The following is a 23,483-nucleotide window of genomic DNA, read 5'->3' on the forward strand; positions in this document are numbered from 1 at the left end:
GTACATTACATCTTCTCTTCCAATGTCACATCTGGATATTTATCCGCAAACCAACGAAGGGCAAAGTCATTTTCAAAGAGGAAGACTGGTTGGTCAAAGCGGTCTTTAGCCAAGATATTTCGGCTTGATGACATGCGTTCATCAAGGTCCTCAGGTTGGATCCAACGCACAGTCTTTTTACCCATTGGTGTCATAACAACTTCGGCATTGTATTCATTTTCCATACGGTGTTTGAAAACTTCAAACTGAAGTTGACCAACGGCACCAAGCATGTATTCACCTGTTTGGTAGTTGGTGTAGAGCTGGATGGCTCCTTCTTGCACCAATTGTTCAATTCCTTTGTGGAAGGACTTCTGTTTCATGACGTTTTTAGCAGAAACTTTCATGAACAACTCTGGCGTAAAGGTTGGTAGTGGCTCAAATTCAAATTTGTTTTTACCTACAGTAAGGGTATCACCAACCTGATAAGTTCCTGTATCGTAAACCCCGATAATATCTCCAGCCACGGCATTTTCGACATTTTCACGAGACTCAGCCATAAACTGAGTGACGTTAGAGAGCTTAGCTCCTTTACCAGTACGGGTTAGGTTAACACTCATACCACGCTCGAATTCACCAGACACGATACGAACAAAGGCAATACGGTCACGGTGACGTGGGTCCATGTTGGCTTGGATTTTGAAAACAAAACCAGAGAAATCCTTGTTAAGAGGATCAATCTCATCGCCATCAACTGTCTTGTGGCCATGTGGTTCTGGCGCAAATTTGAGGAAGGTATCGAGGAAGGTTTGAACCCCAAAGTTTGTAAGGGCAGAACCGAAGAAGACCGGCGTCAATTCACCAGCTAAAATCGCTTCCTCAGAGAATTCATTACCCGCTTCTGTCAAGAGTTCAATATCTTCTTTAGCTTGCTCATAGAATGGGTTGTTGGCAAAAAGAGTATCACCATCTTCAATCTTGGCAAAGCGCTCGTCACCTTTATAGAGCTCCAAGCGTTCATTATAGAGGTCATAAAGTCCTTCGAAGGCTTTACCCATACCGATAGGCCAGTTCATTGGGTAGCTAGCAATACCAAGCACTTCTTCCAACTCTTCCAAGAGGTCAAGTGGCTCACGTCCATCACGGTCCAATTTATTCATGAAGGTGAAGACAGGAATCCCACGGTGTTTGACAACTTCGAAAAGTTTTTTGGTTTGGGCCTCAATACCTTTGGCTGAGTCAACGACCATGACGGCAGCGTCAACCGCCATAAGGGTACGGTAGGTATCTTCTGAGAAGTCCTCGTGCCCTGGGGTATCTAGGATATTGACACGTTTGCCGGCATAGTCAAACTGCATCACAGATGAGGTTACTGAGATACCACGTTGTTTCTCAATATCCATCCAGTCTGATTTAGCAAAGTTTCCAGTTTTCTTACCTTTTACAGTACCAGCTTCACGGATTTCACCCCCAAAGTAAAGCAATTGTTCAGTGATTGTTGTTTTACCAGCATCGGGGTGAGAGATGATGGCAAAAGTACGGCGTTTTTTGATTTCGTCTTGGATACTCATAGTTTTCTTTCTTCTTTGAAAATAATCTTTTTGTTACTTTTCCTTAGTGGTATGGATGTCAGCAGCTTCTTTGTAAATCTCAGAAACTCCATGTCCCAGAGCTACTAATAGCAATAGGTTTTTTACCAGAACGAAAAGCAAGATCGTTGTAGCACTTCTTTCAGAAAATTTCTGTCTTTTGAAAGCTACATTTGTTGTCGAGGCTTGCGATAATTCTCGCAGGCACAGCTCTTTTATTATATCCAAATTACAGTGTGAAAGCAATTCTGAAAGCGTTTTGTGTTAGAATAAAACAAATAAAATGAAAAAACACGCTATCAACTTTCTGATAGCGTGTTTCTTCATTTATTTAATATTTGTCTTCAAAATGCTCCAGACCTTTTTTCATGATTATCATGAGAATAATCAGAGCTCCTGAAACGGCAAGATATTTGACAAATAAGGGAGTTCCCATAATAAATGGCGTGTGTTTAAGCATGCCGTAGTTTCCACCGATAGTCTGATTAACTATTACCAAAGCTAGATTCAATAATAAGGTAGCCACCACAATCAGCCACTGGCTGATGGGATGAGTTTTATAACTATTAAAAATGACATTCAGGCTATTGACCAGTAGGGCATAGTGGCCAATTAGGAAAGAAAAGCCTGTGATATGAGGAAACTCATAGGGATCAAATACTGGATAAATCAATGCACAGTAAGTCCCGACAACTCCCATAATAGCAAAATAGCTCTTTATCTTACTATTTTTCAAGAGGAGAACAGCAAACATTGCCATGCGGCAATGGTAAAGGGGGAGACTAATATAAAGAGGAAAGCCCTGCCAGAGGTACCAAGTGTATAGGGCAAAGAGTTGAATGGCTTGGATAATGAGAAAGGTCCAACGCCACATATTATTCTTATACCAACGCCAGCTCAAGTAACTCAGAAGTACCATTGACAAAAGCATAAGCAAATAATAGGGCAAAGGTATCTGGGGTGGATGAGTTTGGGTGGTTGTCAAAAATTCCTTCATTCTCTTCTCCTGCTGAAATTACTATGCCTGCTATTATATCAAATTTCAGGGTAAAGCAAAAACCTGCTTGGAGAGCAGGTTAGAGAACTTAATTCTTAGCTTGGAGTTCTTCCACGACCTTGGCTAGGTTCATAGAGTTAGAGCCCTTAAGCAAGATTTGATCGTGCTCGCCTAGGCTTTCTTTGATTTGTTTGACCATAGCGTCAAATTGGTCTTCGTCAGCTGTTTTCTTGAAATAATAAACATGACCAAGAGGGAACATTTGACTAGCAAGTTGTGATAATTCTGCAATGTCTTCACCGTAGAAAATCACCGTATCAATAGCATCTGGTGTCAGACTTAGAATCATCTGTGTGTGAAGTTGAACAGACTGTTCACCGAGTTCTTTCATATCAGCTAGGACAGCAATTTTCTTGCCTCCTTCATTCTTAGGAATGGCTGAGAAGGTCTCCAAAATGAGCTTCATGGCTGTTGGATTAGCATTGTAGACGTCGGAAAGAATATCAGCACCATTAGCTGCTTTTTTCCATTCGGTACGATTTTTTGTGAGTTGCAAGTTAGCAAGAGCTGTGAGGATATTTTCCTCAGTTATACCCAAGTGTTTTGCGACATAGGCAGCAACCATGGCATTTGTGGCATTGTATTTTCCAGTGACTGGCAAGGTAACTTGTCCATCTAGGAAGTTAGTTGAGAAGGTGAGGTGGTCCTTGAATTCTGTCAAGTCAGAGACTGTAAGCTCTGCACCATCCCCAAAGCGTACCACTTCAAGATTGCTTGGCAAGAAAGGATCTACGATTGGATCACTTGGCACAAGCAAGAGGCTACCTTCAGGCATACCGTCTTGCATTTGCATTTTACCTTGGGCAATCTTGTCACGGCTACCGAAGAATTCCAAATGAGCCTCTCCGATTAAGGTAACAACGGCTGTTTTTGGCTTCGCCAAGGTTGACAAGAGGTGAATGTCTCCCATGTGGTCTTGTCCCATCTCAAGGACGATTTTCTCTGTATCATCAGGCATGTGGAGGGCTGTATAAGGAAGACCAATCTCGTTGTTGTAATTTCCTTGAGTTTTGTAAGTACGATAGGTTGTTGCCAAGATATCATGAATCATGTCCTTGGTTGTTGTCTTACCATTAGAACCAGTCACAGCAATAACATCAACCTCAGTCTTTTCAAGATAGTAGGCAGCTAGTTTTTGGAAGGCTTCAAGAGCGTCATCAACTAGGATGTGGGCTTGATCGGCCGGTAATTCTTTTTCTGTGAATGTCGCTAGAGCACCATTGTCAAAGGCTGTTTGGATAAAATCGTGCCCATCACGCGCACCTTTTAGTGGTAAAAAGAGGTCACCCTCTGTAATCTTACGGCTATCAAACTCAATCTGGTTAATGGTAACATCTTCATAGGCTGTGACATCATTTTTAGCGCCAACAACCTTGGCAATTTCATGTAGTGTCAGTTTCATCTTAAAATCCTCTGTTATATTTTTACAAGTCTGGCAAGAAATAAGATTTTCTTGCCTACAATCACTCCCAATTATATCACAAATCAGGCCAGCTTTTGCTTGGGAGATGAATTTGTTACAATGGTTGATGAAAGGATTAGGCATGGCAAAGAAAAAATTAATCAACCTCTCTAAAGAAGAGGAAAATATAAATGGCGACTGCCAAAGTATCGAAGAACTTAAAGGGTGGCGCTTTAATTGGAGAAAGATCATCCTACTAGAACCAACAGCTGAATTGATTATTTTAGTGCTACTGGCACTGCTGTATGGTGGCTTTTATTATTATGATCATTATACAGTCAATGAAGATAACATATATGGTCTCTGGCAGTCTGATCATCATAAGTTAGCGATTTCCTATAAGCATATTCGGAAACGAGGAAATATCGACTGGCAAGTCATACAGGATGGGAAGTATATTATCCATGCTGCTAGAACTCGCCCGGTCAAACGGCTTAATGACGGAACTCTTCACATGGAGCTCTACACTGTGGAAGGCTACCTGACAGACCTACCCACCAAGGACGGCTTCAGCTATATGGATTTCTATCTTCGCAAAAACAATTATCTTACCTATGATGGTGAGTCCTACAAGCGTATCAATTCTGGAAACAAGTCCATCACTTGGAAAGATGGGTCCACCAGCCCTTATGGTGAACGGAAAACAACTATAGATGAGGTTTTTGAAGCCCTCTATTTGATACTTATGGGGATTTGCTCAGTTCTTATCATTACAGAGGCTCGGCAAAAGAGGAGAGAAAAACTAAGTGAGACACCAATCAAAAAGAAAATACGCTGACCGAAAGAAACTCAACCGAAAATATCATTCACAAAAAGCATATCGAAAAGAACAAAAACGTAAAACGGGATGGCGAGCACTCTGGGATAAATTTACAGACCGTCTAGTCAATGTGTTTATGATATGTTTCCTACTCATGATACCGATTTTCATCGTTTATATGATTTTCTTTGACGATGGGGTTTCTAAAGATGGTATCTACGGTCTATGGCAATCTGAAAATCATAAGCTTGCCATATCATATGAAGATGGTTCAAAGGGAAGTAAGCGTGATTGGGATATTGTTCAAGACGGAAATGTCCTCATCAAAAATGCACGTATCGATGATATTAAACGCTTAGAGGATGGGACCCTCTATATTGAAGTTTATGCTAAGGAAAGTCTGTTTTCAGACCTTCCCACAAAGAACGGCTACAATTATTTGAATATGTATGTCCGTAAAGACGATTACTTGACCTATGATGGCGAATCCTACAAACTGATTGATGATGAAAACAAGAGCATTACCTGGAAAGATGGTTCAAAATCCCTTTATGGTCAACGAATAACCTTGTTTGATCGTCTGAAACCTTATATCGTATTTGGAATTATTGGTTCTATGATTTTGTATGCCATTTTTGTCGATTGGAGAATAAAAAGAAATCTAAAAAGGAAAAATAGGCTAAATGAGGCATCAAATAAAGAAAAAATATAGTGATCAACAGGAAATTGATAGAAAAGATTATTCACAAAATGAATATCGAAGAACACAAAAGTACAAAACTGGATGGCGAGCACGTTGGGGTGAATTCAAAGACCGTTTAGTCAAGATTTTGAGGATTTGTTTTCTATTCATGGTACCTATAGTCACCATCTATCTTAGATGCTTTTATGATGGTATCAGTGAAAATAGTATCTACGGGCTATGGCAGTCTGAAAATCACAAGCTTGCTATTTCCTATAACGAAGGAGGAAAAAGTCGTAAGTACGATTGGGAAATTGTACAAGATGGAAAACTCCTTATCAAAAATGCTCGAACTCAGAAAATTAAAGGTCTTAAAGATGGAACCATCTACATTGAAGTTTACGCCAAGGAAAGTCTGTTCTCAGACCTTCCCACAAAGAACGGCCATAACTATTTGAATATGTATGTACGGAAGGATCATTATTTGACTTATAATGGGGAGTCCTACAAAAGGATTGATGATAGGGACAAAACCATTACTTGGAAAGATGGCTCTACCTCGGTCTATGGTGAACGCAAAACTTTTTTTGATTATATTGAACCATTTCTTTTTTGGGGAATGATGGGAGCCCTTTTCTTGTCATGTATTGTCATTTGTTGGAGAAACATAAAAAGCAAAAAGTGAGAAAAAATCACCCTAAAACAAGTAAAACCACCCCTGCTTCTAGCTGAGCTAGATAGCCACGGGGTGGTTTGTTTTATTCTTATTAAGCAAGACTCGCCTCTTACGAAGGCTGTCAGTCTTATTTCACTTCGCCACCTTCAACCACGAGGTCATCAGCTTTAGCTGCATCACCGTAAGTTGGACGAAGTGTTTTTTCATAATCTTTGTGGAAGAAATTCTCTTTACCAAGTTTCTTAATGTCTTTATTGATAAAGTCAAGGAGTTCTTTGTTACCTTTTTGAACGGCTGGGGCAATGGTATCTGGGTTACCAAGTGATGTGATTCCTACTTCATAACCTTTATTTTCTAGAGCCCAAGCAAGAACTTCTGTATTATCAGTTGAGAAGGCATCGCCACGACCATCAAGGAGGGCTTGGTAAGCATCGCTATATTGGTCATACTTTTGCAATTTGATATTTGGGTAGTTCTTTTCAAAGTAAGTTTCAGCAGTTGTTCCCTTAGTAACAATCAAAGTCTTACCTTCAAGTTCTTTAACGTCCTTAATGACCTTGTCTTTAGGTGACACCACACCGATTGAGACTTTCATGTAAGGAAGGGCAAAGTCCACTTGTTTCTTACGTTCATCAGTTACTGTAAAGTTGGCAAGGGTAATATCTACCTTGTTTGAAATCAAGAACTCTGCACGGTTGGCCGCATCTACTGAGACGTATTTAGGTTTAACACCCAAGTCTTTGGCCAAACGGTTCCCAAGTTCAATATCGTAACCTTGGTAAGCACCCTTGTTATCCACATAACCAAAAGGTTTCTTATCCGCAAAGACGGCGATACGGAGTTCACCACTCTTCTTAATTTCTTCGATGGTACGTGCTTTGGCTGTTGATTTACCAGAGCTACTGTTACTTGAGCAAGCAGTCACTGCCACCAAGGCAAAGACAAGGGCTAATAGGGCAAAAATTTTCTTTGTTAATTTCATAAATATCTCCTAAAATATTATATTTTTACTAAAAACAATGGGTTACAAATAGGCACCAAACTGACTGAAATCAAAGACATTGAGGAACTCTTGAGCCCGTTGTGTCTTTGGATGATTGAAGAATTCTTCAGCAGTACCTTCCTCGGCGATGACTCCCTTATCCATAAAGATAATACGGTCAGCGATGGCACGCGCAAACTGAAGCTCATGGGTCACAATCAACATGGTCCGTCCTTCTTGAGCGAGGTCATTGATCAATTCCAGAACCTCACGAACCATCTCAGGGTCAAGCGAAGCCGTCACCTCGTCAAAGAGGATAACTTCAGGATGCATAAGCAGGGAACGGACAATGGCCACACGCTGCTTTTGACCACCTGACAGTTGTCGAGCGAAGCTATGCTTCTTGTCCAGAAGTCCCACACGGTCCAAAAGTTTCTCGGCCTCCGCAATGACTTCTTCCTTATTACGCCCTTGAGCTTTGACTGGCCCCAAAATCAGATTTTGCAGGATGTCCAAGTGTGGAAAGAGGTCATAACTTTGAAAGACCATTCCAATTTTCTGACGGATCAGGTGGAAATCCTTCTTACTGCCAGTGATAGACTTGCCATCCAGGAGAATATCGCCTCCTTGAATGGTCTCCAAACCATTAATGCAACGTAGCAGGGTCGACTTCCCACAACCTGAGGAACCCAGGATAACAACGACTTCACCTTGTTTAACATCCAAGGAGATGCCTTTGAGAATCTCATTGTCCCCAAAGGACTTTCTCAAATCCTTGATTTGTAAAATGCTTTCTGTCATCTTAATTCCTCCAACGATTTTCAAGATAAGTAGACAGCTTAGATACTGGGTAACAAATGGCAAAATAAAGAATCAAAATCGTGCCATAAATCCAGAAAGAAGCTGTTGGAATAGTCAGGCGGTTACTGTCGATAATCTGCTGACCAACCTTGGTCACCTCAACCACCCCAATCAAAACCACTAAGGACGTGGTCTTAATCATCCGTGTCACTAGGTTAATAGCCTGAGGCAACAAACGACGCAAGACTTGTGGAATAATCACATAGGTATAGAGTTGCCCATTGGTCAAGCCAAGGGCTCTTCCACTCTCAAACTGGTGTCTAGGTAGCGACGTGATTGACCCACGCACCAAATCACCCATCTCAGCCGTTCCCCAAAGGGTGAAGACGATAATAGCCGATAGCTCGCCTGAGATATTGATGTTAAAGTTCCTAGCCAGACCAAAATAAACAATAAAGAGCAAGACCAACTGGGGTATGATACGAATAAATTCCAGATAAATACGTGACAAGAAACGAACAATCTTAGACTTCGAAGTCATGACAATCCCAAAAAGGGTTCCTAGTACAAGGGACAGAAGAACTGAGACAATGGAAATTCCAATAGTTACGCCTAAACCTTGTAAGATACGTAGGAAATTATTCCCCTGAAGAAGAACCTGAAAGCCCGAATCCTGCATAGCGTAACCTCCTTTCAATCCAACTAAAGACTAGAGAAATCGGCAGCAACATCAAGAGATAAGCCACCACCAACATGCCTAGAGCCACATCGGTTTCATAGTAAAGACCAATCAAATCCTTGGCCACATACATCAGATCCGCCAAGGCTACCGCTGAGAATACTGACGTTTCCTTGATAAGGAAAATGACGTTAGCACTAAATGACGGAAGCGCCACAGCCACTGCCTGAGGAAGGACCACATAGCGAAAGACTTGGAATGGCGTCAAACCAATAGACAAACCCACTTCATGCTGGGTCTGACTAACAGCCTCTAGACCACTTCGGAAGGACTCCGCCATATAGGAACCACCCAAGAAAATCAAACCTACCACAGCACAAGCCTCTGACGATAGAACCAAACCTATACGGGGCAAGCCAAAGTAGAGAAAGAAAAGCTGAATCAAGAGCGGCGTATTACGAGATAACTCAATATAAGCCGTCGAAAGCTGACTCAAAATCGGCACTCGGTAATGACGAATAACACTCACCACCAAGCCCAAAAGGAAGGAACCAAGAATCCCCAGAACGGCAATATGTAAGGTTAAAAAGAATGCCTTCTGATAAAAGGGCAAATATTGTTGAACAATGGACCAGTCCAAAACTTACCTCCTCATTTAAGATACAAAGGGCGTAGAAAATTCCGTAAGGCAAATAGGAAACTGACGACGTGTGCTGGCACACTATGAAGTTTATCTTTTGCTCTAGGAATTTAGCCTGTGTTCAATTCTACAAGATACAAAAGGCGTAGAAAATTCCGTAAAACAAATAGGAAACTGACGACGTGTGCTGGCACACTAGGAAGTTTATCTTTTGCTCTAGGAATTTAGCCTGTGTTCAATTCTACAAGATACAAAAGGCGTGGAAAATTCCGTCAACACTTGCTGACTGCCATCTACTTCTAGCCCTTTGACCTTCACTCGCCTCTGATAATCATTGCGATACGCAAATCTTCATCAAACACGAACGAATTGCTTTATTTCATTTGAAACGTTAGATTTATTCTACCACCTGTTAGATTATTTGGATAATATGTATTTTTTATCGAGGTGATAAAGAAAAGATATAAATAAAATCTAGATTTCTGTAAAGAAAAAAACACCTTAGTCTCAGAGATTTATCCGAGACTAAGATGTCTGTGTTCTAAATCATAGTGCTTAAATCAAATGGCTTTCACGTTTATCAAACATTTCTTGTCCCAAGGCCACCAATTCCTTGATAAGGTCTGAGTAAGAAAGTCCCATATTTTCCCAAAGAAGTGGGTACATTGACCATTGGGTGAAACCTGGCATGGTGTTGAGCTCGTTAAGGTAGATGGCTCCATCCTCTGTCAGGAAGAAATCACAGCGGGCAAGACCACAACCACCGAGAGCACGGAAGGCCTTAGCCGCATAGGCACGCATTTGCGTCATGACTTCTGCAGGCACGTGAGCTGGGATGTCCATGGTAATCTTATTGTCGATGTACTTGGCTTGATAGTCATAAAAAGCCACGTCTTTGACCACTTCACCTGGATCTGTTGTCTTAACATTTGTATTGCCAAGGATACCAACTTCGATTTCTCGGGCAACCACACCTTGCTCAATCAAGATACGGCTATCATATTTGAGTGCTAAATCAATCGCTGCACGAAGCTCTGCTTCATTTTCAGCTTTAGAAATCCCAACAGATGACCCCATGTTAGCAGGTTTGACAAACACTGGGAAGGTTAATTTTTCAAGTGTCTCTGCTACTGCTGCTTCCAAATCTTCACCCTCGATGAAGACTGTGTAGGCAACCTGAGGCACACCAGCAACTTCAAGAATATGCTTGGTCATAATCTTGTCCATAGCCACACTTGAAGAAAGAACATTAGTACCCACGTATGGCAATTTGAGGGTTTCGAGGAAACCTTGGATAGAACCATCCTCACCCATTGGACCATGAAGAACTGGGAATACCACAGCGCCTGCTTCATAAATATCGCTCGGTTTGATAGCCTGACTAGCCACAACTGTGTCATTAGTCATGAGCTTCTCGTCATCACCTGGTGTTTCTGTAAATTCTTGTGTTTTAATAAAATCACCAGACTGAGTGATAAAGTAGGTTTTAACCTCAAATGCGCTGTAATCCACCGCACGCATAACACTCTCAGCTGAGAGTACAGACACTTCACGTTCTGCTGAACGTCCACCGTAGAGAAGGATAAGGATTTGTTTAGACATAGGTATACCGTTTTCTTTTCTTGATTTTCTAGTCTCAATTTTGAGAACATAATTACCTTAATCATATCACAAAAGAGAGGGATTTTCAAAAAGATTATGGGCAGAAAAAAACAGCCTGATAGCTGTTTTTTTCCTGTCTTAAATTTCATCACCAAGTTCGAACTTAGTGCCTTTGAGGGCACGTTTGAGAGACCACTTCCATGGCTTACCTTCAATAGTGACTTGTTTGTTTTCGAGGTCAACTTTAACATTCTCAACGCCTTTGACAGCAGAGAGTTTTTCGGTAACGGTGTTGACACAGCCTTGGCATTTCATTCCTGTAATGTTATATGTTTTTGTCATTTTTTTCTTCCTTTTCTTTAATTTTTTTGATACACAGCTTAAGTGGCGGGAGTTTTAAGTAACTGACGCTTAGACTTTGCGACGTTTGAGTCGTAGGGCATTGAGAACGACTGAGACAGAGCTAAAGCTCATGGCTAGTCCTGCTATCATTGGGTCAAGGAGCGGGCCACCAAAGAGGTGGAGGACACCCATGGCCACTGGGATAGACAAGATATTGTAGATAAAGGCCCAGAAGAGGTTCTCTTTAATCGTTGTAATCGTCGCCTGACTAATTTTCAAGGCCTTAACGACATCCATGAGGTTGGGTTTCATAAGAACCATATCGGCACTTTCCATGGCAATATCTGTCCCTGATCCCATGGCAATACCGATATCTGCAGTCGCAAGGGCTGGGGCATCATTGATACCATCACCAACCATGATGACTGATTTTCCTTCTGCTTGAAGGTCGCTAATCACCCTAGATTTTTCTTGCGGAAGCACTTGACTGATAACACGCTTGATACCAACCTTTTGAGCGATGGCTTGGGCTGTTTGGTCATTATCACCAGTCAACATGATGACTTCCTTGCCCATTTGATGAAGAGCTGCCACCATATCGGCACTATCTGCTTTAACCTGATCAGCTACACCAAAGAGTCCGATTAACTTACCATCTTCAGCTAGGAAAATAGGGGTTTGACCATCAGCCGTCAAGCGTTGGAAATCAACTTGTGCTGAAGTCAAGTCGACTTTTTCCTCAGCCATAAGGGTTTGATTCCCAGCTAGATAAGTCTTGCCTGCATAGCTGGCAGTAAGACCTCGTCCAGTCAAACTTGAAAAGTTATCCATCTCTAACAAGTCCAAGTTAGCATTTTCTGCTGCCACAAGGATAGCTTGACCTAAGGGGTGTTCAGACTTAGCTTCCAAGGATGCCAAAAGCTGTAAGGCTGCTCCACTATTGTCATAGGTATAGCTAGAAACCAACTGAGGTTTACCCTGAGTAATAGTTCCTGTCTTGTCAAAAACGAGGACATCAGCCTTGTGAGCTAGTTCAAGCACATCCCCACGTTTATAGAGAATACCGTGTTCGGCACCAAGGCCTGTACCAACCATGATAGCTGTCGGTGTCGCAAGACCCAAAGCACATGGACAAGCAATAACCAAGACACTAACTGCTACTGTCATAGCGAAGGTAAAGGTTTGTCCCATGACAAAGTACCAAAAGAGACCTGAAACAAGTGCGATAGCCATGACAACAGGAACAAAGACCGCTGACACTTGATCGGCAATTTTGGCAATCGGTGCCTTGGTTTGTTGGGCATCCTCAACCAATTTAATGATTTGGGAAAGCAAGGTGTCCTTACCAATCTTTTCAGCCTCATAAATCAAGCTACCTTGACCATTAATAGAACCTGCAAACACTGGCTTACCCGCAGTTTTTTCAATAGGAAGGGACTCACCTGTTAGCATGCTCTCATCAATCGCAGAGCTACCAGAAATTACCTGGCCATCCACGGCTATCTTTTCCCCAGGTTTGACCACAATATGGTCACCAAGAACAACCTCATCCACAGGAAGCTTGACTTCCTTACCATCCCGAAGGACGGTTGCCTCCTTGGCTGACAAGTGCATGAGTTTCTTGATAGCTTCTGAAGTTCGACCTTTAGACAGGGTTTCAAAGTATTTTCCTAGAGTAATCAAGGTCAAAATAACAGCCACTGACTCAAAATAAAGTTGGTGGGCGTGATGGGCATGCCCCAATGAAATATGGTAAGTACCATAGAGACTATAAAGAAAGGCTGCCGATGTTGCCAAGGCTACCAAGGCATCCATATTAGGATGACCCTTGGCCAAAGTACGAAAACCATTACTATAGAAGGAACGACCCAACCACATGACTGGAACTGTCAAAACTAGCAGCACCAAGGCATAAGTCAAGGCTGCATGGTGAGGAGACAAGAAGTTTGGCACAGGTAGACCGACCATTGGCCCCATAGCTAGATAAAAGAGAGGAATGGTGAAGACCGACGACCAAATAAGTCGCTCACGCACCTTGTGAATCTTGTCTTCTTCACGTTCTTCCTGGCTTTTGGCTGTGTCTGGATTGTAGACTTCAGCCTCATAGCCAGCGTCAGCCACAGCCTTTTCAATAGCTTCTGTACTAACCTTATCCCCAGCGTAATCCACAGACATTTTTTCAGTGGTTAGATTAACCACAGCCTTGTCCACACCATCCAACTTATTAACAGCATTTTCAACATTGGCTACACAGGATGCACAGGTCATCCCATTAACCACAAAGGTTTCTTTTGCCATTTCCTATATCACCTCCATATGATGCCCACAAGCACATTGGCCAGGCACACAGTCACAAACCACCTGATCCACAGGTTCTTTTGCTGCAAGCAAGGCCTGTAACTTATCCACATCGGCTTGGGTCATCGGCGTCTTTGCCATGAGTTGACCCAACAAATCGCTATGTTTGGTCAAACAAATCTTGTCAAAAACAGCTTCTAAAGCCTGAAAATTCGCCTCATCTTCCCCCAAGCTAGCTTGATAGATAAACCCTCGTCCTTGACGCTGACTGGTTAGATAACCCTTGTCCGCTAAACGTCCAAGCAAGGTCTTAACTGTCGAAGCCGACCAGTCTAGCTTCTTAGATAGAATCGCTATAATCTCTGAAGAAGTCGCCTGCCCCTTAGCCCAGAGCACTCGCATGACTTCCCATTCCGCAGATGAAATTGTCAGCATGATAGTTCCTTTCTGAATGTTATTATTTGTTTACGTTTGTAGATTTATTTTAACACTATCGCAAAAGTGTGTCAAGAGTTTTTGTCTACATTTGTAGATTTATTTTTAAAAAAATAAAAACACCTCTATGTGCTGACCCCAGAAAAGTAAGACAGAGATAGTTTAACTTTTTTGGTATAGTTCACTAAGAGATGCTTAAGAGGGATATTTCAGATTTACAATATTATTAAATTTAAAAGGAATTACAAACTTCATTAACCTTTTTTTTATATAATTTAGACATAAAAATATAATTATTTAATAATTTTGATGAAGAAAACTCGTTCAAATTATCACTAAGAATATTAGCTTCTTTCAATACATAAGGAAAGAATTTTATACAATCTTTTCCTTTAAAATAATATCTAAAAAATTCAAAAAATGAGTTGGGATAATTAATCTCTAGACTTTCAAACTGATTTCTTATTTTGTCATATAAGTTCCTATCAATTGATTTTAACTCCTGTTTCAGATATTTTTCAATCCTATCCTGAAACGTATCTCCAACTATTTTAGGATTTTTTCCAATTAAACATCCTATTATATCTAGATGTTTCACAAAATAGGCATATTTCTGTATTTCCTCCGTAGGTAACTCAAATGTGGTTTTATGATTTTTATGTAATTCTCTAATAATACGTAACTTAGAGCAGGTGATTAAAGGATCTAATAAATCTGAGCTATTTGACGTTAAAAAATTAACAATTTCTTCAACTTTTTCTGGTCTTACTTTGTGCGAAATTAGCACAAACCTTATAACATTTTCTTCAAATATATAATTTTCTAACTCGTAGTAATCATAATAAAAGATATGACTATCAGAACAATTTGATGAACACAAAAAATCATAATCTCTATCAATTAATAAACGAATATCCTGAGTCTCTTTATTATTCGAATAGTATTCTAAAGCAATTTTCTTTCCAGATTTACTCTCCTCTATTTCTGATGTTTTTATTTCAAAATCGAAATTTATTTTATTAATACTGAAGTAGTTTTCTAAAGCCTGTTTGTCTGTATCACCTTCAACTATTAATATTTTTTGTGGTCTAGAAAAATCAAAATATTCTTCAGCATTCACATCATTCTCAATCGTATCAGGAATTCCACTACCAAGCTCAATAGTATTAACTGACATCATTCTTACACCTTTCTAACTACTAATGAATCTACCGACCTATTAATAATATATGGAGAATGCGTGGCTGATAAAACTTGAAGATTGGATTTTTTTAACAAATTTTTCAATAGTTTATTTTGCCACTTTACATGAAGAGATAATTCTGGCTCATCAATAATTACTAATGCTGGAGTAGTTTTAGGTAATTCAATTGCAGAGTAAACTAAAAATGTTATTAACTGCTTTTCTCCCGTTGAGAAATCTGAAAATTTATTAATTTGAGTTCCAACTTTTTGAAACTCAAATTCATTCAATTCTGTTTTGATTAATTTTAATTTATTACCAGAAAAATCCTTTAAATTTTCTGATATATAATTGTAACTAGTTAATTCTTCCGTTATTTTATTATTATATTTCGAATACTCCGTCTGAAGATCCTGAATTACTTGCATAAGAGGCAGGGCTAGCACGGCTTCGAATAATCTGTCGCGATCCTCTGCATTTACATTATTATCATTACTTCTTATTTCATCTAAAAGTTGAATATTTTTTTCATACTGAGATGAAATTTCCTGTAATGTATCGGTAGAAATATTCAGTTCCAAGATATCGTTGATACTTTTCAATTGTTCTAATGTCTTGATATTTTTTGTGAAACTAGATACTCTAATATTCCCTAAAGATTGGCCCATTTTCATCATTGTACTTTTGGTGAAATCTCTAAAAAGAATGTCAAGGCTATTTGATGAAACTTCATTTAACGTCCTTGAATATTCTTTCAATATTTCCTCAATATCAGAATTTGACATTCCTATTACTCTTCTATCACTTATTCCAAATTTTTTCTTTTTCTCACGTTGTTCTCGTTGTAGTAAAGCCATTATTGGACTATCATATAAGCTAGAATAATAAGACTCTATATCTAAATCAATACGCCTATATGTTGGAAAGTATAACAACGATTTGTTTATCTCTTTTAGTTTCTTACTAAAATCATCATCTTCATCTATCAAATCCATTAAATTTACTATACTTACTTTTTGTCCAGAAGGTATCAACTGATTTTCGGGTCCTTTTTCTTCAAACAATGTACTTGATGTACGATTCTGTTTTTTTACTATCTTTTCTAAGATAATTATTTTTTTCATCTTTGATACCCTTAAGTTTACTATCAAAGATTGATTTTCACTTTTATATCTTATTTCAATTTTCTCTCCATTTTCGTCTGAAGATTTCTTTACAAAAATACTTTTCATATATTCAAAATCAGAATCGAACTTTATTTTAATAGTATTATACTTTAAATCTGAAACTGAATAATTACCAGTAAGACTATTATAAATAGTATTCAATATTGTTGTTTTTCCATTACCATTATCACCAGTAATAATAACTGACCTCTTTGAAAAGTCTATATTAACTAATTCATTTCCAAATAAATTAGTTATCTGCACTTTACTTAACATTTATCATTCCTCGTATCTTATTCTTAGCTTTTTGATATTGATATCTTAAACTAGCATTTCACTACAAACTGAATAAATTTAATAATTAATTATTGATGAAAAACAATTAACTCCCCTTAATCAAGAACAAAATAAACCATGTACCAATAACCATCGTCCCACAATTCAAAATCACTTACCGTAGCATATAAAATTGGTAAACCTTCAGTATCAACATTTCTAAAACTAATCTCACTTCCAATGTTAAGAATTCCGTCCTCTACCACCCAGCTTGGTTGTTGAATACCAGTTTGACTGTGTGCTTTTATTGAATAATAAGTATTATCACCAACTGTTATTTCCATAATTTTCTCCATACTCATTTTTTACAGATATATTCCATCATAATAATAAAGATCTTAATCTTAACAACATGAGTTTTTCATAAGAATAGTGATCAACTATAATATGCTAGAAACACTCCCCATTTCTGGAGAGCATCATCTTCTATTTTTCAAAATGTGAACCGAATGTAACAAATTCAGCGACTTCTTCTTCCTTACCGTCGTGAAGGTCACGGACAATTTTTGATCCCACGATAACACCGTCTGATACGGCGTTAAAGCGTTTAATGTCTTCCTCTGTTGACACACCAAAACCTGTGAGAACTGGAATGTCTGCATGGGCAGTCAAGTTAGCCAAGTGTTTGTCAAGGTCATCACGGTAATTACCAGTCTTACCTGTAACACCATTGATGGCAACGGCATAGATAAAGCCTTCTGCACCATCAATCAACTGCTTCTGACGGTCAAGTCCTGTAGTCAAGCTCACCAGAGGCACGAGAGCAATATCACTGTCTTTCAAATAAGGGGTGATAAAGTCAGCGTGTTCATCTGGCAAATCAGGAATAATGAGCCCCTTGACAGATGTATCTGCCAGGTCCTTAACAAAGGCTTCAATACCATATTGATAAACTGGGTTGATGTAGGTCATGATAACCAAAGGCACCTGTGTTTTTTGTTCCTGAAGCTTCTTGATAATAGCTGTCAAAGTCACATCTTTAGCCAAACTACGTTGTCCTGCAAGTTCAATAACGGGACCGTCAGCCACTGGGTCTGACCATGGAATACCCACCTCAATAGCTGAGACACCACTATTTTCCAAGAGAGCGATAGTCTCAAAGAGTCCGTCTAGGCCTTTAGCGTGGTCACCCGCCATGATATAAGGCACGAAAATACCGCGTTTACTGTCTTTGATAGCTTGTAGGTGTTTTGTTAGTGTTTTTGTCATGGTTTATTTCCCTTCTGCTTCAGCTTCGAAACGTTCTTTAACCTGCATAACGTCCTTGTCCCCACGACCTGAGAGGCAGACGATAAGGCTTTGGTCTGGCGACATCTTAGCTGCCACTTTTTGCGCAAGGGCAATGGCATGGCTAGACTCAAGAGCTGGGATAATACCTTCCAAACGTGACAGAAGTTTGAAACCTTCGAGAGCTTCTTCATCTGTAATAGAGTCGTAAGTCGCACGGCCGATTTCGTTGAAATAACAGTGCTCAGGACCAACCCCTGGATAGTCCAGACCAGCTGAGATAGAGAAGGCTTCCATGATTTGACCATGAGCATCTTGGAGGACATCCATAAGCGCTCCATGAAGAATACCTGGACGACCTTTGGCAAAGGTTGCGGCATGTTTTTCAGTATCAAGCCCCAAACCAGAAGCCTCAGCACCATACATGGCTACCGATTTATCATTAACAAATGGGTAAAACATACCGATAGCATTTGAACCACCACCGATACATGCCATCACAGCATCAGGCAGTTTACCGCCAGAAATCTCTGCGTATTGACGTTTGGCTTCACGACCAATGACAGATTGGAAGTCACGAACAATTTCTGGGAATGGTGCAGGACCAAGGGCAGATCCCATGATGTAGTGAGTATCCTCGATACCTGCAACCCAAGCACGAAGGGCAGCATTTACAGCGTCCTTAAGCACGCGCGAACCATCTGTAACACTGAAAACTTTGGCACCAAGCAACTCCATACGGAAAACGTTAAGCGCCTGACGTTTAACATCTTCCTCACCCATATAGATTGTACAGTCCATGTCGAAAAGGGCTGCGGCTGTTGCTGTTGCAACACCGTGTTGACCTGCACCAGTTTCGGCGATGATTTTCTTCTTGCCCATTCGTTTGGCAAGCAAAACTTGACCAAGGGCATTGTTAATCTTGTGGGCACCTGTGTGGTTAAGGTCCTCACGTTTAAGATAAATTTGCGCTCCACCAATATGATCAGTCAAACGTTTAGCGTGGTAAAGAGGCGTCTCACGGCCCACATAGTTTTTGAGGAGATCATCCAATTCCGCTTGGAAACTTGGATCTTCCTTGGCCTCACGATAGGCCTTGTCCAATTCAATAACGGCTGTCATCAGCGTTTCAGGAACGAACTGACCACCGAATTTTCCATAAAATCCTTTTGCATCAGGTTGTTGATATGTCATGCTTTCACTCTTTCTATAAATGCTTTAATCTTATCTAAATCTTTGTGACCATCTGTCTCGACACCTGAGGACACATCTAAGGCATAGGGATGAAAAGTTTCCTTGGCCTCTGCCACATTGTCCACAGTCAAGCCACCAGCGATGAAATAGTCCTGTTCAATCTGTTTGTCCGCCAAGAGTTGCCAGTCAAAGGTCTGACCACTACCAGCAATAGGAGCATCAAAGAGAAGATAATCCGCCTGGCTCTTAACTTGAGACTCACTATCTGAAATCTGAATAGCTCGAATAACTGGTACTGATATCTCTGGAATCAGAGTCTCATCAAATGTTCCATGAATCTGAACGATATCTAAGGGAACCTGACTAATCGCTTCTTCCAGTTCTTCAAGACTAGGTGAAACAAAGACACCGACGATTTTTGTCTGGCCTGTCACCCCTTTAGCCAGCCCGTGAGCTTGTTCAAGACTCACTTGACGCTTGCTTTTGGCGAACACAAAGCCAATGTAGTCAGCACCTGCTTCAACTGCAGCTGCTACTGCTTCTGGTGTCGACAGTCCACAAATTTTAACCTTTGTCAATTTGCAACTCCTTGACCTTTTCAGCCACATTGTCAGCCGTCATAAGGGCAGTCCCTACCAAAATCCCATTAAAATATGGGGCAACAAGGGCAGCATCCTGACCTGTGAAAATAGCCGACTCAGAAATATAAACAGGCTTGTCCTTGAAATGCGTTGATAACTCAAGACTGGTATTGATATCTGTCTCAAAAGTGACCAAATTACGGTTGTTAACGCCAATAATCTCAGCACCAATACGATGAGCCACTTCCAATTCTGGTAGATTATGCGTTTCAACCAAGACTTCCAAGCCAAGGCTAGTCGCAAAATCATAGAGCTCCTTGAGACGAGCTTCTGGCAAGGCCGCTACAATCAAGAGAATGACTGTCGCTCCCGCATTACGGCTACGCACAATCTGTTTCTCATCAATAATGAAGTCCTTAGCCAAGGTTGGAATAGCCACCTGTGACGAAATTTCTTTCAAATAGGAAATATCACCCTTGAAGAAGACCTCATCTGTCAAAACAGAAATCATGGCTGCCCCATTTTCCTCATAGGTCTTAGCCTGAGCTACAATATCCACATCTAGGTTAATATCACCCATACTTGGACTAGCTTTTTTCACTTCAGAAATAATTTGCAGCTTGTTTTGATTTGACTTGAGAAAATCATAAAGACGGTAGGTCTGACGTAAGGGCTGCAAGTCTTCCATGACCAACTGGGCCACTTCTTTTTCTTTTTGTTCTAAGATTGTTGGGAGAAAGGCTTTACTCATACTTGTACCTCTTGGAGTTGGCGAAGTTTCTCTAGGGCTGAGCCGTCCGCAATCAATTGACGAGCAAGCTCTACACCTTCCTTAATAGTCTCAACCTTACCATTGGCAAAGAAGCCAAGACCTGCATTAAGCACTGTTGTTTCAAGATAAGGACTATCTTCATTTTTCAAGACACTAAGGAGAATCTCTGCATTTTCCTTGGCATCGCCACCTGTGATGTCAGACAACTCAACCTTTTCCATACCCAAATCTTCATAAGTGAAAGTGTGCTGGCTGATGTGACCATCTTCTAAAAGGGTGTAGGTGTTAGTGCCATAGAGGGCAGCTTCGTCCATATTGTCAGGACCTGTGATAATAACCGCACGTTTACGTCCCAACTGTTGAATAGCATTAGCAACAATTTCTTGTAATTCCACACGATAGAGCCCCATGAGTTGTGTCTCAAGGTCAAGCGGATTAGCCAGTGGCCCAACCAAGTTCATAATCGTTGGAATCCCAAGAGCTTGGCGAGCTGGACCGATAAAACGCATAGCTGGATGCATGGTTTGAGCAAAGATAAAGGCCAAACCAACCTCATCAAGTGCTTTAGATAGGGTTTCTGGTGATGCCGCAACGTTGATTCCAAGGGCTTCAAGCACGTCAGCTGAACCAGATTTAGAGGAAATCGAACGGTTACCAGCCTTGGCCATACGAATACCGCCTGCTGCTAGGACAAAGCAAACAGTAGTCGAAATGTTGAAGCTATAAGACTGGTCCCCACCAGTTCCACAGTTACACATAGCATCTGTGAAAATCTCAGGCAAGACAGTCGCATGTGATTTGAGGGCACGCACGATACCTGTGATTTCATCTGCTGTTTCCCCCTTAGTCTTAAGCCCCATAAGGAAGGCAGCAATTTGGCTTTCTGAGACTTCATTTTTGAGAATGCGGTCAAAGACTGCTTGGACTTGGTCTTGAGACAAGTCTTGACGGTTTGAGATTTGTAGGAATATTTCTTTCATATCTGTTTTCCTTTTAAAAACTGTTCAATGTTTTCTGATGCACGCGAGAGATTTTGAGCGTAGAAAAATCTAGTCCAAAGACTGTCCAACTAGCCTGCAACAATTTTTACGAAATTTTCAACCATCTTAAGCCCATCTGGACTTCCGATACTTTCTGGGTGATATTGCAAACCGTAAATAGGTAGCTCCTTATGTTGAATGGCCATGATTTCTTGATCATCAGTTGTGATAGCTGTCACATCAAAGCCCTCTGGCATTTGATCAACAACAATGGAATGATAACGCATGATTGGGACATCATTGTCGATATCCTTGAAAATAGGCGATGGCGTTTCAAAAGTGATGTTACTTTGTTTTCCATGCATGACATTTTTAGCCAAGCCGAGCTTACCGCCAAAAGTTTCCGCAATAGCCTGATGCCCCAAGCAAATTCCCATCATCGGTTTTTTACCAGCGAAATCCTTAATCAAGGCTTCCATTTTACCCGCATCAGCTGGCCAACCTGGACCCGGTGAAAAGACTAGCCCATCAGCTTTTTCCGCCTCTTCATAGAGGTTCTCATCATCGTTACGCAAGACCTTTACCTCTGTAAATGTCCCTAGGTATTGTGCCAAATTATAGGTAAAAGAGTCATAGTTATCAACTAATAAAATCATTGGGCATCTCCTATTCTTGTCATAGCTTTCGCCTTGTTAATCGTTTCGTAAAATTCATTTTCAGGAACACTATCGTAAACAACACCTGCACCTGCTTGAACATAAGCTTTTTGATTTTTGAGAATCATAGTACGGATAGCAATGGCAAAGTCCATATCTCCTGTCGCAGACAGATAACCAATAGCTCCCGCATAAATACCACGTTTTTCCTGCTCAAGCTCATAGATACGACGCATGGCACGAATCTTAGGTGCTCCTGACACGGTTCCAGCTGGAAGGGTTGATTTTAGCGCATCTAGTGCTGTCAATTCCGGCAAGAGTTGTCCCTTAACCACACTAGTAAGGTGCATCACATAGCGGAAATACTCAACCTCCATATACTTGGTCACCTTGACCGTACCATTTTTAGCAATCTTACCAATATCATTACGTCCTAAGTCAACCAACATACGGTGTTCCGCAGTTTCTTTGACATCATGTGAGAGTTCATCTGCCAAAGCAGCGTCTTCCGCCTCATTAGTACCACGAGGGCGAGTTCCAGCAATCGGATTGGTTACCACTTCTCCATTTTTCACTGAAACCAAGCTCTCTGGGCTGGCACCAATTACCTGATAATCTCCAAAATCGTAGAAATAAAGATAGTTTGATGGGTTGGTCACACGCAAGTTACGGTAGTAATCCAAAGGATCTCCCTCAAAGTCCGCCGAAAAGCGTTGGCTAAGCACACATTGGAACATATCTCCCTCACGAATAAGTTTCTTGGCCTTAGCCACCATATCCATGAAGACTTCTTTTTCGATATGATTTGAAAATTGCAAGGCTTGCAAGGCCTGAGGTGTAAACTCGTTTGGCGCCTGAGTCTGGAGATTGGTTACCACCTGACCAAGAGCTTGACGCACCGCATCGTTGTCACGACCAGAGTAGATATTGTCCTCAACCACATAGACCTTTTCTTTCTTGTGGTCAAAAATCAAATAAGACTCATAGATGAAGAAATGCATATCAGGTGTACCAATCGTATCTTCAGGAATCTCACCGATATTTTCATAGAGACCAATCATGTCATAGCCTGCAAACCCGATAGCACCACCTGCGAAAGGTAGGTCAGACTTGATGCCCTTGACTGTTACTTGGTCCAAGTATTCGAAAGGATCTTGATCAATCGCCTTACCATTTTCATAAAGAACACCATCCTTGAAGGTTACTTCAAAGACTGGATTGTAGGCAACAATAGAAAAACGTGCATTTTCCTTCTCACGAGGAATAGATTCAAGGATAACCTTGTGTTCCCCCTGAACACGCATATAAGCCAAGATTGGTGTTAAGGTATCGGCTGGTAAAATTTTTCTCATAATATTTCCTTTCAAACTGGTTTATCGAGAGTAATAAGACTGATGCAAGGCT

24 protein-coding genes are annotated in these 23,483 nt (G+C 40.7%); 3 read left to right on the forward strand and 21 right to left on the reverse strand.

What is annotated here, in order from left to right; genetic code table 11:
• Positions 1–5: 5 nt before the first annotated feature.
• The 3 genes from A6J31_RS07000 to A6J31_RS07010 form a co-directional block, all read right to left on the reverse strand.
• On the reverse strand, positions 6–1,550 hold the full coding sequence (locus A6J31_RS07000) for a peptide chain release factor 3 (protein ID WP_002884210.1): 1,545 nt from the start codon (positions 1,548–1,550) through the stop codon (positions 6–8).
• A 349-nt stretch (positions 1,551–1,899) separates the two neighbouring features.
• On the reverse strand, positions 1,900–2,565 hold the full coding sequence (locus A6J31_RS07005) for a TIGR02206 family membrane protein (protein WP_048673838.1): 666 nt from the start codon (positions 2,563–2,565) through the stop codon (positions 1,900–1,902).
• Between the two features lie 88 nt (positions 2,566–2,653).
• Complete coding sequence (locus tag A6J31_RS07010; RefSeq protein WP_080610791.1) at positions 2,654–4,027, reverse strand: UDP-N-acetylmuramoyl-tripeptide--D-alanyl-D-alanine ligase; 1,374 nt, start codon at positions 4,025–4,027, stop codon at positions 2,654–2,656.
• A gap of 142 nt (positions 4,028–4,169) precedes the next feature.
• On the opposite strand from A6J31_RS07010, the gene A6J31_RS07015 reads away from it, so the two are divergent.
• The 3 genes from A6J31_RS07015 to A6J31_RS07025 all read left to right on the forward strand — a co-directional run bounded on the left by A6J31_RS07015 (position 4,170) and on the right by A6J31_RS07025 (position 6,214).
• Entirely contained in the window at positions 4,170–4,865 is a 696-nt protein-coding gene (locus A6J31_RS07015) for a hypothetical protein (RefSeq protein ID WP_225791563.1), read from the forward strand.
• Complete coding sequence (locus tag A6J31_RS07020) at positions 4,834–5,559, forward strand: hypothetical protein (RefSeq protein WP_080610792.1); 726 nt, start codon at positions 4,834–4,836, stop codon at positions 5,557–5,559. The genes A6J31_RS07015 and A6J31_RS07020 overlap by 32 nt, the downstream gene beginning before the upstream one ends.
• 139 nt (positions 5,560–5,698) lie before the next feature.
• Positions 5,699–6,214, forward strand: coding sequence for a hypothetical protein (locus A6J31_RS07025; RefSeq protein ID WP_398584219.1), 516 nt, complete (start codon positions 5,699–5,701; stop codon positions 6,212–6,214).
• 118 nt (positions 6,215–6,332) lie between these two features.
• Here A6J31_RS07025 and A6J31_RS07030 read toward each other — a convergent pair whose 3' ends face one another.
• The 18 genes from A6J31_RS07030 to trpE all read right to left on the reverse strand — a co-directional run bounded on the left by A6J31_RS07030 (position 6,333) and on the right by trpE (position 23,431).
• Positions 6,333–7,187, reverse strand: coding sequence for a cysteine ABC transporter substrate-binding protein (locus A6J31_RS07030; protein WP_002884332.1), 855 nt, complete (start codon positions 7,185–7,187; stop codon positions 6,333–6,335).
• Between the two features lie 42 nt (positions 7,188–7,229).
• A complete protein-coding gene (locus A6J31_RS07035) occupies positions 7,230–7,988 on the reverse strand; it encodes an amino acid ABC transporter ATP-binding protein (protein ID WP_014632733.1) in 759 nt (252 codons plus the stop codon).
• Between the two features lies 1 nt (position 7,989).
• Positions 7,990–8,667, reverse strand: coding sequence for an amino acid ABC transporter permease (locus A6J31_RS07040; RefSeq protein WP_080610793.1), 678 nt, complete (start codon positions 8,665–8,667; stop codon positions 7,990–7,992).
• Positions 8,627–9,307: an amino acid ABC transporter permease gene (locus A6J31_RS07045; protein WP_002884251.1), complete on the reverse strand. Its 681-nt coding sequence runs from the start codon at positions 9,305–9,307 to the stop codon at positions 8,627–8,629. Before A6J31_RS07045 ends, A6J31_RS07040 begins: the two co-directional genes overlap by 41 nt.
• Positions 9,308–9,862: 555 nt before the next feature.
• On the reverse strand, positions 9,863–10,909 hold the full coding sequence (locus A6J31_RS07050) for a D-alanine--D-alanine ligase (RefSeq protein WP_048674672.1): 1,047 nt from the start codon (positions 10,907–10,909) through the stop codon (positions 9,863–9,865).
• Positions 10,910–11,047: 138 nt separating this feature from the next.
• Positions 11,048–11,251 carry a copper chaperone CopZ gene (gene copZ / locus A6J31_RS07055; protein WP_004183213.1) on the reverse strand — a complete coding sequence of 68 codons (204 nt, stop codon included), beginning with the start codon at positions 11,249–11,251 and terminating at the stop codon, positions 11,048–11,050.
• Positions 11,252–11,320: 69 nt separating this feature from the next.
• Entirely contained in the window at positions 11,321–13,549 is a 2,229-nt protein-coding gene (locus A6J31_RS07060) for a heavy metal translocating P-type ATPase (protein ID WP_080610794.1), read from the reverse strand.
• A 3-nt stretch (positions 13,550–13,552) separates the two neighbouring features.
• Positions 13,553–13,984 carry a CopY/TcrY family copper transport repressor gene (locus A6J31_RS07065; RefSeq protein WP_008535337.1) on the reverse strand — a complete coding sequence of 144 codons (432 nt, stop codon included), beginning with the start codon at positions 13,982–13,984 and terminating at the stop codon, positions 13,553–13,555.
• A 232-nt stretch (positions 13,985–14,216) separates the two neighbouring features.
• Positions 14,217–15,164, reverse strand: coding sequence for a hypothetical protein (locus A6J31_RS07070; RefSeq protein ID WP_080610795.1), 948 nt, complete (start codon positions 15,162–15,164; stop codon positions 14,217–14,219).
• Between the two features lie 2 nt (positions 15,165–15,166).
• The gene (locus A6J31_RS07075) at positions 15,167–16,609 is read right to left on the reverse strand and encodes an AAA family ATPase (RefSeq protein ID WP_080610796.1); all 1,443 of its coding nucleotides are present in this window, start codon (positions 16,607–16,609) and stop codon (positions 15,167–15,169) included.
• Positions 16,610–16,725: 116 nt separating this feature from the next.
• Positions 16,726–16,953, reverse strand: a complete 228-nt coding sequence (locus A6J31_RS07080) for a hypothetical protein (RefSeq protein WP_080610797.1) — start codon at positions 16,951–16,953, stop codon at positions 16,726–16,728.
• Between the two features lie 142 nt (positions 16,954–17,095).
• Positions 17,096–17,878, reverse strand: coding sequence for a tryptophan synthase subunit alpha (gene trpA / locus A6J31_RS07085; RefSeq protein ID WP_080610798.1), 783 nt, complete (start codon positions 17,876–17,878; stop codon positions 17,096–17,098).
• Between the two features lie 3 nt (positions 17,879–17,881).
• A complete protein-coding gene (gene trpB / locus A6J31_RS07090; protein WP_002891598.1) occupies positions 17,882–19,090 on the reverse strand; it encodes a tryptophan synthase subunit beta in 1,209 nt (402 codons plus the stop codon).
• Positions 19,087–19,668: a phosphoribosylanthranilate isomerase gene (locus tag A6J31_RS07095; RefSeq protein WP_080610799.1), complete on the reverse strand. Its 582-nt coding sequence runs from the start codon at positions 19,666–19,668 to the stop codon at positions 19,087–19,089. Before A6J31_RS07095 ends, trpB begins: the two co-directional genes overlap by 4 nt.
• Positions 19,655–20,422, reverse strand: a complete 768-nt coding sequence (gene trpC, locus A6J31_RS07100) for an indole-3-glycerol phosphate synthase TrpC (RefSeq protein WP_037604059.1) — start codon at positions 20,420–20,422, stop codon at positions 19,655–19,657. Before trpC ends, A6J31_RS07095 begins: the two co-directional genes overlap by 14 nt.
• On the reverse strand, positions 20,419–21,423 hold the full coding sequence (gene trpD, locus A6J31_RS07105) for an anthranilate phosphoribosyltransferase (RefSeq protein ID WP_080610800.1): 1,005 nt from the start codon (positions 21,421–21,423) through the stop codon (positions 20,419–20,421). Before trpD ends, trpC begins: the two co-directional genes overlap by 4 nt.
• An 89-nt stretch (positions 21,424–21,512) precedes the next feature.
• Entirely contained in the window at positions 21,513–22,079 is a 567-nt protein-coding gene (locus A6J31_RS07110) for an aminodeoxychorismate/anthranilate synthase component II (protein ID WP_002884711.1), read from the reverse strand.
• Positions 22,076–23,431, reverse strand: a complete 1,356-nt coding sequence (gene trpE, locus A6J31_RS07115) for an anthranilate synthase component I (protein ID WP_002884468.1) — start codon at positions 23,429–23,431, stop codon at positions 22,076–22,078. Before trpE ends, A6J31_RS07110 begins: the two co-directional genes overlap by 4 nt.
• Positions 23,432–23,483 lie beyond the last annotated feature (52 nt).

The organism is Streptococcus sp. FDAARGOS_192, assembly GCF_002073815.2.
Taxonomy (GTDB): Bacteria; Bacillota; Bacilli; order Lactobacillales; family Streptococcaceae; genus Streptococcus; species Streptococcus salivarius_H.

Excerpts from the sequence above, each read along its gene's own strand:
- A6J31_RS07030 (WP_002884332.1), bottom strand. The coding sequence starts at position 7,187 with ATGAAATTAACAAAGAAAATTTTTGCCCTATTAGCCCTTGTCTTTGCC.
- A6J31_RS07005 (WP_048673838.1), bottom strand. The coding sequence starts at position 2,565 with ATGAAGGAATTTTTGACAACCACCCAAACTCATCCACCCCAGATACCT.
- A6J31_RS07065 (WP_008535337.1), bottom strand. The coding sequence starts at position 13,984 with ATGCTGACAATTTCATCTGCGGAATGGGAAGTCATGCGAGTGCTCTGG.
- trpD (WP_080610800.1), bottom strand. The coding sequence starts at position 21,423 with ATGAAAGAAATATTCCTACAAATCTCAAACCGTCAAGACTTGTCTCAA.
- A6J31_RS07070 (WP_080610795.1), bottom strand. The coding sequence starts at position 15,164 with ATGATGTCAGTTAATACTATTGAGCTTGGTAGTGGAATTCCTGATACG.
- trpB (WP_002891598.1), bottom strand. The coding sequence starts at position 19,090 with ATGACATATCAACAACCTGATGCAAAAGGATTTTATGGAAAATTCGGT.
- trpE (WP_002884468.1), bottom strand. The coding sequence starts at position 23,431 with ATGAGAAAAATTTTACCAGCCGATACCTTAACACCAATCTTGGCTTAT.
- A6J31_RS07110 (WP_002884711.1), bottom strand. The coding sequence starts at position 22,079 with ATGATTTTATTAGTTGATAACTATGACTCTTTTACCTATAATTTGGCA.
- A6J31_RS07060 (WP_080610794.1), bottom strand. The coding sequence starts at position 13,549 with ATGGCAAAAGAAACCTTTGTGGTTAATGGGATGACCTGTGCATCCTGT.
- A6J31_RS07000 (WP_002884210.1), bottom strand. The coding sequence starts at position 1,550 with ATGAGTATCCAAGACGAAATCAAAAAACGCCGTACTTTTGCCATCATC.
- A6J31_RS07050 (WP_048674672.1), bottom strand. The coding sequence starts at position 10,909 with ATGTCTAAACAAATCCTTATCCTTCTCTACGGTGGACGTTCAGCAGAA.
- A6J31_RS07025 (WP_398584219.1), top strand. The coding sequence starts at position 5,699 with ATGGTACCTATAGTCACCATCTATCTTAGATGCTTTTATGATGGTATC.
- A6J31_RS07080 (WP_080610797.1), bottom strand. The coding sequence starts at position 16,953 with ATGGAAATAACAGTTGGTGATAATACTTATTATTCAATAAAAGCACAC.
- trpC (WP_037604059.1), bottom strand. The coding sequence starts at position 20,422 with ATGAGTAAAGCCTTTCTCCCAACAATCTTAGAACAAAAAGAAAAAGAA.
- A6J31_RS07075 (WP_080610796.1), bottom strand. The coding sequence starts at position 16,609 with ATGTTAAGTAAAGTGCAGATAACTAATTTATTTGGAAATGAATTAGTT.
- A6J31_RS07010 (WP_080610791.1), bottom strand. The coding sequence starts at position 4,027 with ATGAAACTGACACTACATGAAATTGCCAAGGTTGTTGGCGCTAAAAAT.
- A6J31_RS07035 (WP_014632733.1), bottom strand. The coding sequence starts at position 7,988 with ATGACAGAAAGCATTTTACAAATCAAGGATTTGAGAAAGTCCTTTGGG.
- copZ (WP_004183213.1), bottom strand. The coding sequence starts at position 11,251 with ATGACAAAAACATATAACATTACAGGAATGAAATGCCAAGGCTGTGTC.
- A6J31_RS07015 (WP_225791563.1), top strand. The coding sequence starts at position 4,170 with ATGGCAAAGAAAAAATTAATCAACCTCTCTAAAGAAGAGGAAAATATA.
- A6J31_RS07040 (WP_080610793.1), bottom strand. The coding sequence starts at position 8,667 with ATGCAGGATTCGGGCTTTCAGGTTCTTCTTCAGGGGAATAATTTCCTA.
- trpA (WP_080610798.1), bottom strand. The coding sequence starts at position 17,878 with ATGACAAAAACACTAACAAAACACCTACAAGCTATCAAAGACAGTAAA.